The 14,631-nt window shown below is 74.6% G+C and carries 12 protein-coding genes and 2 pseudogenes; 9 read left to right on the plus strand and 5 right to left on the minus strand.

The window, feature by feature from the left end:
• Nucleotides 1-91 precede the first annotated feature (91 nt).
• Complete coding sequence (locus ACFYOS_RS13330) at nucleotides 92-916, plus strand: hypothetical protein (RefSeq protein ID WP_387139719.1); 825 nt, start codon at nucleotides 92-94, stop codon at nucleotides 914-916.
• Between the two features lie 128 nt (nucleotides 917-1,044).
• Nucleotides 1,045-3,261, plus strand: coding sequence for a transglycosylase domain-containing protein (locus ACFYOS_RS13335; RefSeq protein WP_387139722.1), 2,217 nt, complete (start codon nucleotides 1,045-1,047; stop codon nucleotides 3,259-3,261).
• Nucleotides 3,262-3,314: 53 nt separating this feature from the next.
• Here the strand turns inward: ACFYOS_RS13335 and ACFYOS_RS13340 are convergent, their stop codons facing one another.
• Entirely contained in the window at nucleotides 3,315-3,752 is a 438-nt protein-coding gene (locus ACFYOS_RS13340) for a GNAT family N-acetyltransferase (protein ID WP_387139726.1), read from the minus strand.
• 9 nt (nucleotides 3,753-3,761) lie between these two features.
• Nucleotides 3,762-4,373 carry a dTMP kinase gene (locus ACFYOS_RS13345; RefSeq protein ID WP_387139729.1) on the minus strand — a complete coding sequence of 204 codons (612 nt, stop codon included), beginning with the start codon at nucleotides 4,371-4,373 and terminating at the stop codon, nucleotides 3,762-3,764.
• A 131-nt stretch (nucleotides 4,374-4,504) separates the two neighbouring features.
• Here ACFYOS_RS13345 and ACFYOS_RS13350 point away from each other — a divergent pair, with 131 nt between their 5' ends.
• The 4 genes and pseudogenes from ACFYOS_RS13350 to ACFYOS_RS13365 all read left to right on the plus strand — a co-directional run.
• Nucleotides 4,505-5,062, plus strand: coding sequence for a dihydrofolate reductase family protein (locus tag ACFYOS_RS13350; RefSeq protein WP_387139732.1), 558 nt, complete (start codon nucleotides 4,505-4,507; stop codon nucleotides 5,060-5,062).
• Nucleotide 5,063: 1 nt separating this feature from the next.
• Nucleotides 5,064-5,909: a TrmH family RNA methyltransferase gene (locus tag ACFYOS_RS13355; protein WP_387139735.1), complete on the plus strand. Its 846-nt coding sequence runs from the start codon at nucleotides 5,064-5,066 to the stop codon at nucleotides 5,907-5,909.
• Between the two features lie 59 nt (nucleotides 5,910-5,968).
• Nucleotides 5,969-7,337, plus strand: a pseudogene (locus tag ACFYOS_RS13360) (PucR family transcriptional regulator ligand-binding domain-containing protein); the annotation flags it as partial.
• 107 nt (nucleotides 7,338-7,444) lie between these two features.
• Nucleotides 7,445-7,939, plus strand: a pseudogene (locus ACFYOS_RS13365) (PucR family transcriptional regulator); the annotation flags it as partial.
• A gap of 8 nt (nucleotides 7,940-7,947) precedes the next feature.
• On the opposite strand, the gene ACFYOS_RS13370 reads toward ACFYOS_RS13365, so the two are convergent.
• Nucleotides 7,948-9,297 carry a hypothetical protein gene (locus ACFYOS_RS13370; RefSeq protein WP_387139738.1) on the minus strand — a complete coding sequence of 450 codons (1,350 nt, stop codon included), beginning with the start codon at nucleotides 9,295-9,297 and terminating at the stop codon, nucleotides 7,948-7,950.
• Between the two features lie 90 nt (nucleotides 9,298-9,387).
• Between ACFYOS_RS13370 and murD the strand changes: the two genes are divergently transcribed.
• Nucleotides 9,388-10,734: a UDP-N-acetylmuramoyl-L-alanine--D-glutamate ligase gene (gene murD, locus ACFYOS_RS13375; protein WP_387139741.1), complete on the plus strand. Its 1,347-nt coding sequence runs from the start codon at nucleotides 9,388-9,390 to the stop codon at nucleotides 10,732-10,734.
• Between the two features lie 43 nt (nucleotides 10,735-10,777).
• Here murD and ACFYOS_RS13380 read toward each other — a convergent pair whose 3' ends face one another.
• The gene (locus ACFYOS_RS13380; protein WP_387139744.1) at nucleotides 10,778-11,749 is read right to left on the minus strand and encodes a hypothetical protein; all 972 of its coding nucleotides are present in this window, start codon (nucleotides 11,747-11,749) and stop codon (nucleotides 10,778-10,780) included.
• An 88-nt stretch (nucleotides 11,750-11,837) separates the two neighbouring features.
• Here ACFYOS_RS13380 and ACFYOS_RS13385 point away from each other — a divergent pair, with 88 nt between their 5' ends.
• Both ACFYOS_RS13385 and ACFYOS_RS13390 read left to right on the plus strand, forming a co-directional pair.
• A complete protein-coding gene (locus ACFYOS_RS13385; RefSeq protein WP_387139747.1) occupies nucleotides 11,838-12,710 on the plus strand; it encodes a hypothetical protein in 873 nt (290 codons plus the stop codon).
• Between the two features lie 12 nt (nucleotides 12,711-12,722).
• The gene (locus ACFYOS_RS13390) at nucleotides 12,723-13,628 is read left to right on the plus strand and encodes a hypothetical protein (RefSeq protein WP_387139750.1); all 906 of its coding nucleotides are present in this window, start codon (nucleotides 12,723-12,725) and stop codon (nucleotides 13,626-13,628) included.
• A 72-nt stretch (nucleotides 13,629-13,700) separates the two neighbouring features.
• On the opposite strand, the gene ACFYOS_RS13395 is transcribed toward ACFYOS_RS13390, so the two are convergent.
• Nucleotides 13,701-14,597 (minus strand): glutamate cyclase domain-containing protein, encoded by an 897-nt coding sequence (locus ACFYOS_RS13395; RefSeq protein WP_387139753.1) that lies wholly within the window; start codon nucleotides 14,595-14,597, stop codon nucleotides 13,701-13,703.
• Between the last annotated feature and the right edge of the window lie 34 nt (nucleotides 14,598-14,631).

Below are 14,631 nucleotides of genomic sequence, written 5' to 3' on the forward strand. Positions count from 1 at the left end.
CCTGCCACGATCGGTCTGAGGACGGGTGGTGAGCAGGAGCCGGGGCGCCTTCGCGCGTCCCGCGCCGCCCGCGGGCGGAGCGAGGTGACGCATGAAGGATCCGGCGAACCGGCTGTTCTCCAAGGAACTGCTCTCCAAGGAACTGTTCTCCAGAGAACCGGTCCCCGGCGCGCACGACCCCGCCGGACCGCTCGGCACCCGGCGTACCGGGGGCGGGTTCGGGGTGCTGCCGTTCGTCTCCGAGCCGGGCCGGGGCGCCCCGGCCACCGACGCCAGCTGGGCCTGGTCGGTACGCCGGTTCGCCCGCGCGGCGGTCTGGCTGCTGCCCGCGTACGCGATCCTCTACGGCCTGGTGGCGATGGCCAGCGATGGCGGGGTGGGCAACGACCCCTACCCGGCCGACGGGCGGCCGCTGTACCTGGTGAGCTGGGTGGCCGCGGTCTGGCTCGGGCTGCTCGCGCTGCTGGCGCTGACCGGGCTGCTCGCCGCCACCCGATGCCGACGGGTGGCCCTCGCCGGGCTGCTGTCCAGCATCGGCGGGATGGTGCTGATGCTGCCCTTCGCCGGGCTGGCGGAGCAGGCGCCGGTCTTCGGCCTCACCGCGCGCAGCATCGTCCTGTTCGGGGCATTCTGGTACAGTCTGGGCTGGTTCCTCACCGGGTGGTCGGTCGCCCGGTCCGGGATGTTCGCCTACGGGGACGGGATCATGCTGATGATCGCCGCCCCGCTGCTCGGCCTGGGCGGTGCGCTGATCGGCTCGCTGCAGACCTTCGGCGCGATCTTCACGCTGATCGCCGGCATCGGCATCGGCTACCGCTCGGGGCGACTGGTCCCCGCCATCATCGCCCGCGACGCAGCGGCCGCCAGCGTCACCGCCACGCCCGCCCCGCCGCCCAACGGCCCGCTCCCCAGCTGACCTTTCCGCCCCGCCGCGCCGATCGCGAGGTTTACCGGACGGGCGATAGCTGAGAGGTCGCCGTGAGGTAACTGACAGTTGGCTGGCGGAGTGGCCGGTTGGTGGCATTCGCGGCAATCCTGGAGCCCATGCCGTCTTCCCGGTCGCCGCTGTCGCGGCTCTTCACCGTGCTGCTCGCCGGCCTCCTCGCCGGCCTGGTCGTCGCGGTCGCCGCCCTGCCCGGCAACCTGCTCGGCGGGTTCGTCACCAAGTCGGTGCTCGGCGCGTACGCGGAGCTGCCCGACGCGCTGCGCACCCCCGCGCAGCCCCAGCGCTCCTACCTCTACGCCAACGACGGCAAGACCCTGATCACCACGTTCTACGACGTCAACCGCACGGACGTGCCGCTCGCGGAGATCGCCCCGGTGATGCGGCAGGCGATCGTGGCCGCGGAGGACCGCCGCTTCTACTCCCACGGCGGCGCCGACCTGCGTGGCATCGCCCGCGCCCTGGTCGCCAACGTCAAGGGCGGCGGCACCGAGCAGGGCGGCTCCACCCTGACCATGCAGTACGTCCGCAACGTGCTCAAGACGGATCCCACCCGCAGTGCCGAGGAGCGGCAGGCCGCCACCGAGCAGACCGTCGGGCGCAAGATCCAGGAGATCCGGTACGCGGGCGCGCTGGAGAAGACCCTCAGCAAGGACGAGATCCTCAACCGCTACCTCAACATCGCCTACTTCGGCTCCGGCGCGTACGGCATCGCCGCCGCCAGTCAGCGCTACTTCGGCAAGGCCCCGGCCGACCTGACCCTGGGCGAGGCGGCCCTGCTCGCCGGCCTGGTCCAGTCGCCCGACGAGTACAGCCCGATCGACGGGGACAAGGACCAGGCCCTCGCCCGCCGGGCGTACGTGCTCGACTCGATGGCGCAGACCGGCGCGATCACCGTGCAGCAGGCCGCCGCGGCCAAGGCGGAGCAGCTGACCCTGCACCCGACCGCCCAGCCCAACGGCTGCACCGCGGTCGCCCAGGGCCACGACGACTGGGGCTTCTTCTGCGACTACCTGCGGCGTTGGTGGCTCGGCCAGCCGGCCTTCGGCAACACCGTCAAGGAGCGCGAGCAGGCGCTGCGCCGCGGCGGCTACACCGTGGTCACCTCGCTGGACCCGAAGATCCAGCAGACCGCCCAGCAGCAGGCCACCAAGGTCTACGGGTACGACAACAAGCGCGCCCTGCCGATCGCCGCGGTCGAGCCGGGCACCGGCCGGGTGCTCGCCATGGCCGTCAACCGGCACTACAGCCTCGCCGACAACCCGGCCGGGCAGGCCAACCACCCGAACACCGTCAACCCGCTGATCTCCGGCGGCGCCAGCGTCGACGGCTACCAGGCCGGCTCGACCTTCAAGCTGTTCACCATGCTCGCCGCGCTGGAGTCCGGCAAGCCGCTCGCCACCGGCTTCGACGCCCCGGCCAAGCTGCCCACCCGGTACGGCTCGGACGCGGAGGGCAACTGCGACGGCAAGTGGTGCCCGGCCAACGCCAACCCGGAGTGGATGGACGGCTACCGGATGATGTGGGACGGCTTCGGCCGCTCCGTGAACACCTACTTCGTCTGGCTGGCCGAGCAGGTCGGCGAGGACAAGGTGGTGGAGATGGCGCAGCGGCTGGGCATCACCTTCCGGGCGGACTCCGACGCCGCCTTCGCCAAGGACGACGCCGAGAACTGGGGCGCCTTCACCCTGGGCGTGGCCGCCACCACCCCGCTCGACCTGGCCAACGCGTACGCCACCGTCGCCGCCGAGGGGACGTACTGCTCCCCGCTGCCGGTGGTCTCGGTGACCGCGGCCAACGGCGAGAAGGTCGACGTCGGCCAGCCCTCCTGTAGGAAGGTGCTGGACACCGACGTGGCCCGGGCCGCCACCGATGCCGCCCGCTGCCCGGTCGGCCAGCAGTCCGCGTACGGGCAGTGCAACGGCGGCACCGCCACCGGGGTCGACCGGATCGTCGGCCGGCCGGTCGCCGGCAAGACCGGTAGCTCCGAGCAGAACGCCACCGAGACCTTCGTCGGCTTCACCCCGCAGGTTGCCGCCGCGGGCATCGCGGCCAACCCCGACGACTCGACCGACCTGGTCGGCTCCGCAGTGCAGGCCAAGGTGATCGATGGGGTCGCCCGGGTGATCCGGACCGCGGTCGACGGCAAGCCGGTGAAGGACTTCACCGCGCCCAGCGACCAACTGGTCGGCGACCCGCAGCGCCCCCAGCCCAAGCCGGAGCCGCAGCCGACCCCGCAGCCCCGGCAACAGCAGCAGCAGGACCGAGGCCTCCCGCAGGACCTCCTGCGCTGGCTCCAGGGCCGCGGCCGCGGCTGAGTAGTGAGGAAGGGGCCCCTGCTATGCCGGACGCGTTGACAAGAGGCCCCTCCTTACCGCCCCGGCCCGCCGTGCTGAAGCGGGCGGGGGCCGACGCGGAACATGCCGGTCATGTCGTCGTGCACGGCGTACCCGAAGCGGCGGTAGAGGCTGACCGATCCGCCGGCCGCGAACAGGCCGACGAAGGTGCGCGACGAGGCCCGGCCGGCGATCCACTCCTCCAGCCGGGCGAGGATCGCCGCGCCCACCCCGCGCCGCTGCCGCTCCGGAACCACCGCCAGGTCCTGCAGGTAGTAGTAGATCGCCCCGTCGCCGACCAGCCGGCCCAGCCCGATCACCCGGTCGCCCTCGACCGCCACCACGGCGTGCAGCGAGGCGGCCAGCGACGCCGGGATCGCCGCCGCGTCGTACGCGTCGGTCCACCCGACCGCCGTGGTCACGGCGACGAACTCCTCGACCGTCGGTAGCCGGTCCTCCAGGCGGTACTCCACGTCCGGAATCTAACGTGGGGCGCGCCCGACCAGGGGCGACACCACCCGGTCCAGCGCCGCGGCCACCTCGGCCGGGTCGCCGTCGCCGTCGACCACCACGAACGACCCGAACTCCGGCAGCGCCTGGTAGGCGGCGTCCAGCGCGCGCAGGTGCGCCAACTCCTCGGTGTCGATGCCGCGTTCCGCCACCCGCCGCTGCGCCACCGCCGGCGAGGTCGCCAGGAAGCAGACCACCGTCGGGCGCGGGAAGATCCGGTACGCCGCGCGCACCGGCCGCCGCCCCCGGTCACCGCGGGCCGCCATGATCACGTACTGGCACCAGGTCCACCGGTCCAGCACCGCGGTCCGGCCGGTCAGCCGGGCCACCAGCACCGTGCGGGCCATCGCCACCGCGCGGACCGTCGCCTCCAGCGCCGGATAGAGGGTACGGCCGAACAGCGCCACCCCGTCGCGCCGGCCGAGCGCCCGGGCGAGCCGGTTCCACAGCGGCCGGCCGCCGGCGTTCTCGAAGTACGTCGCCGGCACGCCCTCGGCGGTCAGCCGCCGGGCGAGGGCTCGGGCCTGGGTGCTCTTGCCGGAGCCGTCGACACCGACCAGGGCGATCATCACGGGGCGGGCCACGAAACCGGACGGTAGCGGGCCCGGGCAAATCTCCTCGGAAGAAGGTGGGCCGGGCTGTCGGATCCGGTCGGGCGGCTCCGACCCACCGGTGAGCACGCCCGCCGGGGGGCGCCACCGAGCAGGAGGACACCATGCGCAAGCTCGTCTACTGGGTGCACCAGTCCGTCGACGGTTTCATCGAGGGGCCGAACGGCGAGTTCGACTGGCCGGCCATGGGGCCGGAGCTGTCCGCGCACTCCTTCGAGCTGACCGACCGCGCCGACGCCTTCCTCTACGGCCGCAAGGTATGGGGTCTGATGTCGTGGTACTGGCCGCGCGCCGAGCAGATCTCGCAGGACCCGCACGACCTGAAGTTCGCCCCGGTCTGGCAGCGGACCCCCAAGATCGTCATTTCCCGCACCCTCGAGAACGCCGAGTACGACGCCCGGGTGATCGGTCGCGACCTGGCCGCCGAGGTCGCGGAGCTGAAGGCGCAGCCGGGCCGGGAGCTGCTGCTCACCGGCGGCTCCGGCGCGGCGGCGGCACTGACCGCGCTGGGCCTGATCGACGAGTACCAGGTGGTCGTGCACCCGGTCGTGCTGGGCGGCGGCACCCCGGTCTTCCCCGACAAGGAGCGCCTCGACCTGCGGCTCGTGGAGACCCGGAGCTTCGACGGGAAGTCGGTGCTGCTGCGCTACGAGCGGGCCTGAGGTGGGTGGGGCAGCCCCGGCCAGGCAGAATCGTGCGGTGCCCGTCCACGAGATCACCGACCCCGACGACGGCCGGATCGCCGACTACCGTGCGCTGACCGACGTCGAACTACGTACCCGGTGGGAGCCGCCGCACGGCCTGTTCATCGCCGAGGGGGAGCTGGTGCTGCGGCGCGCGCTGCGGGCCGGCTACCCGGCCCGGTCGTACCTGGTCGACGCCAAGCGGGTGGACCAGCTCGCCGACCTCGACACCGGCGACGCCCCCGTCTACGCGGCCACCCCGGAGGTGCTCGAGCGGGCCACCGGCTTCCACGTGCACCGGGGCGTGCTCGCCTCGTTCCACCGCAAGCCGCTGCCGAGCGCCGCCGAGGTGCTGGCCACCGCCCGGCGCGTGGTGATCCTCGAGGACGTCAACAACCACACCAACCTCGGCGCGATCTTCCGGGCCGTGGCCGCGCTGGGCGTGGACGCGGTCCTGCTCTCCCCGACCTGCGCCGACCCGCTCTACCGGCGCAGCGTCCGGGTCAGCATGGGGGAGGTCTTCGCCATCCCGTACGCGAAGCTGGAGCCCTGGCCGGAGGCGCTCGCGCAGGTCCGGGCGGCCGGTTTCACCGTGCTGGCGATGACGCCGGCGCCGGACGCGGTGCCGATCCAGCGGCTGGACGCGACCCAGCGGGCCCGGGCGGCGCTGCTGATGGGGGCTGAGGGCGCCGGCCTGACCGGGGCGGCGATGGACGCCAGCGACGTCCGGGTGGTCATCCCGATGCGGCGCGGGGTGGACTCGCTGAACGTCGCCGCCGCCACCGCCGTGGCCTGCTGGGAGCTGGGCCGCGACGACCCGCTCTGACGCCTAGGACGGCGGCGGCCGGCGTCGGCGGTACGGCCGGTCGGTTCTCGTGGTTGGGGATGACGCAGGGTAACGTGTCGCCCGTGTTCCCTACCGTCCGTGAGGTGCTCGCCCTGGTGCCGGTGCGCCACGGCGCGCCCCGGCTGGTCGCCGGGGACGCGGGACTTGACCGGCCGGTCCGCTGGGTGCACGTGGCCGAGGTGCCGGACATCGCCACCCTGCTCGGCGGCGGTGAGCTGGTGCTGACCACCGGGATCGGGCTGCCGGCCGACGACGCCGGGCTGCGGGCGTTCATCGGCGACCTGGCCGACGTCGGGGTGTCCGGGCTGGTGGTCGAGCTGGGCCGCCGCTACGTGAGCGGGGTCCCCCGGGTGATGGCGGCGGCCGCGGAGCGGCGCGGGCTGCCGCTGGTCGAGCTGCGGCGGGCCACCCCGTTCGTGCGGATCACCGAGGCGGTGCACGCGCTGATCGTGGACGCCCAGCTCACCGAGCTGCGCGCCACCGAGGAGATCCACCAGCGGTTCACCGAGCTCTCCGTGGAGGGGGCCGGTCCGGCCGAGGTGGTCCGGCAGGCCGCCGAGCTCTCCGGGTGTCCGGTGGTGCTGGAGAACCTATCCCGGCAGGTGCTCGCGTACGACCCGGCGGGGGAGAGCGCCGAGCTGCTGCTGGACGGCTGGGAGCAGCACTCCCGGCGGATCCGGCCGGCCGGGCGGACCGCGTACGACCCGGACAGCGGCTGGCTGGTCACCACGGTCGGCGCGCGCGGCCAGGACTGGGGGCGGCTGCTGCTGCGCTGGCCGGCCGGCGGTGAGCTGACCACGAGCGGCCGCGCCCCCGCGCTGGTCGACGGTGACCATCCGGCACCGGAAGCCGGCTCATCGGGTGCCGCTGGGCCGGAGGCGGCAGCCGACCGTCGACCGGTGCCGGCCGACCCCGCCGACCCGGTCACGGACCCGCGGCCGTTCGCCGCCGCGCCGCCGACCCGGCTGACCATCCTCGTCGAGCGCGCCGCCTCGACGCTGGCCCTGGGCCGGCTGATCCGGCGCGACGAGGAAGGGCTGGAACGGCAGATCCACCGCACCCTGCTCACCGCGCTGCTCGACCACTCCCGCCCGGTGGACGAGGTGGCGCTGCGGGCCAAGGCACTCGGTGTCACGCTCGACCGGCGGCACCTGGTCGGCGTGGTGGTCCGCCACCGGGCCGACGACCCGGAGGCCGGCGAACCCGGCCCGGAGGCCGGTCCGGCCCGGCTGCGTGACCTCGCCGAGGCGGTCGGTCAGGCGCTGCGCGAGGCCCGGCTCACCGCCCTGACCAGCGCCGTCGACGACCATTCGGTGGGCGCGCTGCTCGCGCTCGCCGACCCGGCCGCCGAGGAGAAGGCGCTCGCCGCGTTCGCCGCCGCGCTGCGTCGGGTACGCCTCGACGCCGGCCCGGCCCGCCCGCCGGCCCCCCGTACCGCCGTCGCCCGGCCGGGCGACCCGGTAGTGGCCCGTCCGGTCGCGGTCGGCGCGAACCGGGTGCCGGAGGGCGGTTCCCGTCCCACGCCCGCCGGCGGCGTCATCCCCCGACCGACCGGTTCGACGGGCGTGATCATCGCGGCCGGTTCCGGGGTGGGCAGCCTGCGGGAGGCCGGGCGCTCGCTGGTGGAGGCGCGGCAGATCGCCGAGGCGGCCCGCCGGGACCGCCGGGACCTGCCGATCTTCCGGCTGCCGCACGTCGGGCTGGCCGGCCTGCTGCACCTGCTGCGGGACGAGCCGCGCCTGCAGACCTTCGTCGAACGGGAACTCGGCGCGCTGCTGGCCTATGACGCCCAGCATCCACGCGAGCAGCTGCTCGGCACCCTGCGGGCGTACCTGGAGCAGGGCCGGAACAAGTCGGCGGCGGCCGCCGCGGCGCACCTGTCCCGGCCGGCGTTCTACGAGCGGCTGGCCCGGATCGGCCGCATCCTCGACGTCGACCTGGACTCGGTCGAGGCGTGCCTCTCCCTCCACGTCGCCCTGCTCGCCCTGGACGCCGTCCGCGCCCCCTGACCCACCTGTCAGGTGAGGGCGGTGAGGGCCTTGGCGTAGGGGGCGGGGACGTAGTTCGGGCCTCCGGGGGTGAAGACGTCGGAGGTGGCCGCAGCGGTCCAGGCGGTGTCCGGCAGCGCCTCGACCAGGGCGCGGACCACCGGGGCGGCACGCCACTGCTCCTGCTGGGCGAGCAGGCTCAGCGCCACCACCGACTCCTCCACTTCGCCGACGCACTCGAACGGCTTGTGCCCGTCCACGCCGAGCAGCTCCCGGTAGCCGGGGATCTGCGTGGTGTCCGCGAGCAGGTCGCCGCCGAAGATGTGGGTGATCCGCTCCCGGGACATGAACGGGGCCATGGCCAGGAAGACGAACCGGCACTTCGGGCAGTCGCGGCACCACCGCTCGCTCGCGTCGCGCAGCTTGAACGCGGCGTTGCAGCTGGTCACCACGGCGTCGTACCGGTCGATCTCGGCGAACAGCCGGGCGATGTGCAGCTCGGAGAGCGACCGCAGCAGGGAGAAGTACGGCTCGGTGAGCCCGGCGTGCTCGGCGAGGGCGCCCCGCAGCAGCCCCTCCGCCTCGACGCCCTTGGACCACTGGTGGTTGATCTCGTGACCGTTCCAGATCAGGTTCGGGTCGGACGCCGAGCGCTCGTTGGACATCACCACCGGGCCGAGGCCGTGCAGCACGGCGGTGGCGACCGCGATCAGCGAGTTGATCGCGGTGACCGGGATGTGCCCGTTGCGCGCGCCCGCCGCGTTGAGGTCGAACAGCACCGGGTCGATCCGCCGCCGGGCCGCGAGGGGCACCAGGTCGGACGCCTCGTTCACCGAGATGATGACGTGGTTCGGGTTGACCGAGAAGGGCACCGGGTCGAAGCCGGCCCGGCGCAGCGCCTCCAGGCTGACGATGGAGTCCTTGCCGCCGCCGACCGCGGAGAGCGGGCGCCGGTCCGAGTCGTCGTACACCCGGGGCGGGGCGACCTCGCCGGCCGGCACCTCCGGGCGCAGCTCCAGCACGTGCGGGAGCTGGTTGCGGTACGCGTACTCGGCGAGGCCCTTGGTGTAGACGGCGGTGACGAACTCGACGGCGGCCGTGCCCAGCGGCGTCGGCAGCACCAGCCGGGGCGGCGCGGCGGTCTTGTAGTAGCTGACCCCGGCGACGACGTGCAGCAGTTCGAGGACCCGGTTGACGGTGGCCGCGGTCTCGTCCGACACCGGCTCGGCCGGCACCGGGAAGGTGATCACCTCGGTGAACCGCTGCTCGCCGTGGGGGCCGGTGAGGGCGTAGTCGAACAACGCCTCGCCGGTGGCGAAGTCGATCGAGTAGGACGGGAAGGTGAAGGCGTCCATCCGCCGGAGCTGCTCGTTGGGCACACGCCATACTAGGCCCTGGTTCGTCCGGCCGTGTCCGGCTGCGTCGGACCACGCCCGCCGACCGCCCGTCGCAACCCCCGAGGAGAGCCTGTGCGCCTGTCTGATCTGCGCGGACGTCACGTCGCCGTCTGGGGAGCCGGCCGCGAGGGCCGGGCCGCGGTGACCGCGATCGCCGCGCACGGCCCGGCCGACCTGGTGGTCGTCGACGACAGCGCGAACTTCCTCACCCTGCCCTGGGAGGGCCCGCTCGCCGAGGCCGCGCCGCTGGTCACCGGGGAGGAGGGCTTCGACCGGCTGGCCGCCGCCGAGGTGGTGGTCCGTTCGCCGGGCGTGCCGAACACCCACCCGTGGATGGTGGAGCTGCGCCGGCGGGCCGTCACCGTCACCCAGGGCAGCGCGCTCTGGATGGCCGACCACGCCGATCGGACCGTGGGCGTCACCGGCAGCAAGGGCAAGAGCACCACCTCCAGCCTGATCAGCCACCTGCTGACCGCGATGGACCGGCCGAACGTCTTCGGCGGCAACATCGGCGTACCGCTGCTCGACCTGCCCGAGGCCGAGCTGTACGTGCTGGAGCTCTCCAGCTACCAGTGCGCCGACCTGACCGACTCGCCCCGAGTGGCCGTGGTCACCGCGCTCTTCCCGGAGCACCTCGACGCGCACGGCGGGGAGCGGGAGTACTACCAGGACAAGCTCAACCTGATCGCGCACGGCCCGCACACCGTGGTGGTCAACGGCACCGACCCGCGGCTCGCGCTGGAGCTGGGGGACCGGGCGGCGGTGCGGGCCGGCCTTCCGGACGCCACCCACGTGGCGTCCGGACCGGACGGCGCCCCCTGGTTCCACCTGCGGGACACCCCGCTCTTCCCGCGCGCGGTGCTGCCGCTGGTGGGCCGGCACAACGAGGGCAACCTCTGCGTCGCCCTCGCGGTGCTCGACGCGCTCGGGGTCGACGTGGCCGGTCGCAAGGACAGCCTCGCCCTGGCGGTCGCCGAGTTCCAGGGGCTCGCCCACCGGCTGACCGAGATCTCCGACCCGTCCGGCCTCACCTTCGTCGACGACACCCTGGCCACCAGCCCGTACGCGGCCATGCACGCGATCGACGCCTACGAGGGGCGGTCGCTGACCGTGATCGTCGGCGGCACCGACCGGGGGCTGGACTACACCCCGCTGCGGGACCACCTGGCCGAGCGGGAGATCACCGTGATCGGCATTCCGGACAGCGGCCCGCGGATCGTGGCGGCGCTCGCCGGGTTGCCATCGGTGCGCACCGAGCTCGCCGAGGACCTGGTCGCCGCGGTGGGTTTGTCCCGCAAGCTCACCCCGGCGGGCGGGGTGGTGCTGCTCTCCCCGGCCGCACCGAGCTACGGCCAGTTCCGCAACTTCGAGCACCGCTCCGAGGTGTTCGCCCAGGCGGTCGCCGACACCGCCCGCTGAGCCAGGAGACCACGCCCGTCCGGCCGCTGCGTCCGCCGGGGAGTCAGGGCAGGGCCGCGTGCAGGGCGCGCATCGACCGGATGGCCGAGCGGATCTCCTGGAGGTACCGCCCCGGGGTGAGGGTGGGTTCCGGCACCCGGGCCAGCCCGGTCAGCGCCGGATCCACCCCGACCGTGTCGATCCCGCAGCGGTACGGCACCGCGAGGGTGCGCAGCGCATCGCAGTGCTGGAACGGCACGTAGATCGGCGCGGTCACCATCAGCACCGGGTCGCCGGTGGCCAGCCGCACGTGCTCGGCCCAGAACCGCTGGGTGTCGGCGGTGTGCGCCCGGCGCCGGTCCGGCTCGCTGGACGGGGCGGCGAGCACCCGGACCGGAGGCAGGCCGGCGGGGCGGTAGGTGCGCGAGGACCAGGCCCGGTGCGGGTGGTCGGCGTCCTCGCCGGTCTCCTCGCTCGGCGCCGTCACCCCGAACGCGGCGCGCACCCCTGCGTCGAGGACGTCCACCTCGGTGGTGCAGCCGGACACCCCGGCGTCGGCGAGCAGCTGTGACTCGACCGGGGAGAGCGCCCGGAAGCTGCCCAGCACCGCCACCTCGCCCGCGATTCCGGCGACGGTCCGCACCAGGTGCGCGGCGTACGCGGTGCGCCGCAGGCAGGCGTGTGCCAGCCCGCCGAGCACCAGCAGGTGGGCGTACCCGGGCAGGGCCGGCGGGGCGGCCCGGACCAGGCCCAGCGCCTCCGCCGAGTCCAGCACGAGCCGGACCGTGGCCGGGTCGAAGGCCGGCTCGCGGGCCTCGGGGCGTTCCCGCCCTTCCCGGAAGTCCCAGTGCCGGGCGGAGAACTCGTCCAGCCCGGTCAGCACGGCCGGCACGTCCCCGGCCGGCCAGTCGCCACCGAAGTGTCCGACCAGGGCCCGCAGTGGCGGGGAATTCACCCAGGCCCGTACTCCCGCGGCGAGCTCACCGCCGGTCGTCCCCGCCGCGCCGGCCGGCAGCGCCACCTCCGTCGTCCGCACCGGCGGATGCTACCGCCGGTTGGTACGCCCACACCGGCCGTTGTGGATCGTGGCTACCCTGTTGGGCAAAGGGGATCGGGGGTTGCCGATGGCGGGTGACGTGGTGCGCCGACGTTCCAGGGGCCGGGCGGGATCCGCCGACGGCTTCGTCCGGCTGGTCGCGCACACCGACCCGGTCGCGTTGATCGGCATCACGCTCTCCGTCGTCCTGTCCGTGGCGCTCGACCTGACCAACGCCGCCACCGGGGTGGAGTCGTTGCTCGCCGGGCTGATGGGGATCACCATCTCGCTGCTGGTGGACTCGCTGGCCCGGGCCGAGCGCCGGTTTTACCTGCGGACGCTGCTGGACGGGCCGCCCTGGCTGGTCCGCACCACCCCGCAGCTCGCCGGCGCGGTACGCGAGGCGGCCGAGCGGCACGCCGGCACCCGGGTGGCCGCCGAGGCGCAGCGCCGCTACGACGAGTTCCGCCTGGAGGCGGAGCAGCTCGCCGCCGGCCGGATCATCCGGCGCGGCGACGACGACGAGGACCTGATCGGCGCCACCCGGGACTGCATCCGCGAGCTGATCGGGCTGACCAACGTGATGCCCCGGGTCAGCGGGGAGATGAGCTGGTGGCGGGGGGACGTCGGCCGGCGCTACTGGGAGGCGAACCTGGCCGCCCTGGCCCGGGGCGTACGGATCACCCGGATCTTCGTCTACGCCACGCTCAGCGACGAACTGTCCGACCTGGTGGAGCTGCAGCGTCGGGCCGGCGTCCGGGTGGGGCTGCTGCCGTTCGGCGCGGTCAGCCCGCACCTGCACGTCAACCTGGCAGTCTGGGACGGTTCGAGCTGCTGGGAGGCGAGGATGACCGCGCACGGCGAGATCAGCGAGAACCAGTTCTCGGTCAACCGGTCGGACGTCGACCGGCTCACCCGGATCTTCCGGCTCTGCGCCGACGTCGCCGCCTTCCGGGACTGAGCGGGGCCGGCCATGACGTGGAGCGCCGTGCTGCTGGTGACCGCCGTGGTCTGGGCGGTCAGCGTGATCCGCTCGGTCCGGGTGCGTGCCTTCGTCTACAGCCTGCCGCTGCCGATGACCCTCGCCCTGGTCACCACGGGCCACCGGGTGGACGGGGCGCAGCTGCTCGGGGTGGTCGGGCTCAACCTCTTCTTCGTCACCGTCGCGGTCGCGTACCGCCGGCTGCGCTGGCCGATCCTCCTGGCCGACCTGGCCGGGGTCGCGGCGTACGTGGCGTTGAGCGCCGCGGTGCTGGCGGTCCGGGTGCCGTTCGAGGCAGCGCTCGCCGGGACGGTGGCGCTCTGGGCGCTGACCATGGTGCTGCTGCTGCGCCGCCGCGCCGCCGCCGCGCCTGCGCCGGGGGAGAGCGGAGCCGCCGGCGGCGCCGGGTCCGACGAGCCGGCCGACGCCCGGCGGGACGGGCTCGCCGCGCCCGCCAGGCTGGTGGTGATCTTCGTCGGTGCGGTGCTCACCGGGCTGCTCGGCGAGGTGCTGCGCGGCATGGTGGTCACCTTTCCGTACTCCGGGGTGCTGGTCGCGGTGGAGGCCCGCCGCCAGCTCGCCGACTTCAGCCGGCACTTCGCCCGCAACAGCCTGGCCCTGATCGGCTTCCTCGCCGCCCACCACTACCTCCAGGACACCTCGGCGGCCGTCGCCCTGGCCGGCGGCTGGGCCGCCTTCGCGCTCCTCGCCGCCGCCCTGCACCTGCCGCGCCGCCGGGCCCGGCCGGCCGCCGAGCCGGCCGACGAACCCGCTGCCCGACTCCACCCCGGCCCCGCTGCGGAGCGAGCGAGCCTGCCACCCGCGTCGCCGCCCCGCCGGCCCGAAAGGCCCCCGCTGTCAGGCCACCCACTGCCGGGACGCGGCGGCTCCGCATAACCCGCCCCCCGCCAGACCGCACCCCCCCTTTCCGTGAATCAGCGCGGATCCTGGACCGCGAGGTCCGCGGGGTCAGGCCGCTGCGACCAGCTCCGCGATCCGGGTCAGCGGCTCGGCGTACGCGGGCCAGTCCAGGCCGTCCACAGTGCGCTGCGCCCGGCGGCGTACGCCGTCGACCGCGCCGGCCCGCTCGACGATCGCGCTCAGCACCTCCGCCGACCACTCGGGGCGGAGCAGGTCGCGCAGGGTGGTCACCTCGGGGCGCAGCAGCGCCAGCGCGCCGACCAGCGCGGCGGCCGCCCAGTTGGAAGTGCCGCCGACCAGCAGCGCCTCGCAGCCGACCACGCAGCGGATCTCCGCGCCCCGGTCGACCACCCGCTCGACCAGCTCGGCCGGCAGCCGGCCCATGCCCAGCTCGTTGCCGCCGTCACCGATGCCGACGCGGAAGGCGGGGCCGGCGGTGAAGAGCCGCTCGAGCGGGGCGGTGTGCCCGCCGATGTCGTCGCCGCGCATGTTCCGGGGCCGGCCGTCGGCGCCCGGGCCGACGCGTTCGCAGGCGATCACGTGCGACAGCCGCGCGTACCGGGGCAGCACGCCGGCGGCCCAGTCGTCGTACCCCCGCAGCGGCGCCACCTCGAGGGGCACGCCGGGCGCGCCGGCGGCGATGGCGGCCGCGACCACCGGCGCGCAGGGTGCGTCGGTGACCAGCCGGACCTGGCCGCCGAGCGCGCGGAGCGCGGCGGCCAGCTGCACCGCGCCGATCGGGCCGTCGGTCTCCGCGGCCGGTGGCTCGGCGGCCGGGATGAAGAACCCGGTCAGCACGGCGGCGTCGGGCGCGGGCCGGCCGGCGAGCGACCGGGCGGCGGTGAGCAGCCCGCCCGCCGCCGGTACGGCGAGCGCCTCGCTGCCCCGACCCACGTCGCGCGCGGCCACCCGGGCCAGCTCGGCGACGGCCTCCTCGACCCGCATGGCGTTCCCTCCCCGACAGCGGCGGACGGGCCCA

Source organism: Micromonospora sp. NPDC005806 (assembly GCF_042871425.1).
In the GTDB taxonomy this organism is placed as follows: Bacteria; Actinomycetota; Actinomycetes; order Mycobacteriales; family Micromonosporaceae; genus Micromonospora.

Coding starts and splice junctions, on each gene's coding strand:
- ACFYOS_RS13385 (WP_387139747.1), top strand. CDS start 11,838: ATGGCGGGTGACGTGGTGCGCCGACGTTCCAGGGGCCGGGCGGGATCC.
- ACFYOS_RS13390 (WP_387139750.1), top strand. CDS start 12,723: ATGACGTGGAGCGCCGTGCTGCTGGTGACCGCCGTGGTCTGGGCGGTC.
- ACFYOS_RS13335 (WP_387139722.1), top strand. CDS start 1,045: ATGCCGTCTTCCCGGTCGCCGCTGTCGCGGCTCTTCACCGTGCTGCTC.
- ACFYOS_RS13330 (WP_387139719.1), top strand. CDS start 92: ATGAAGGATCCGGCGAACCGGCTGTTCTCCAAGGAACTGCTCTCCAAG.
- ACFYOS_RS13350 (WP_387139732.1), top strand. CDS start 4,505: ATGCGCAAGCTCGTCTACTGGGTGCACCAGTCCGTCGACGGTTTCATC.
- ACFYOS_RS13395 (WP_387139753.1), bottom strand. CDS start 14,597: ATGCGGGTCGAGGAGGCCGTCGCCGAGCTGGCCCGGGTGGCCGCGCGC.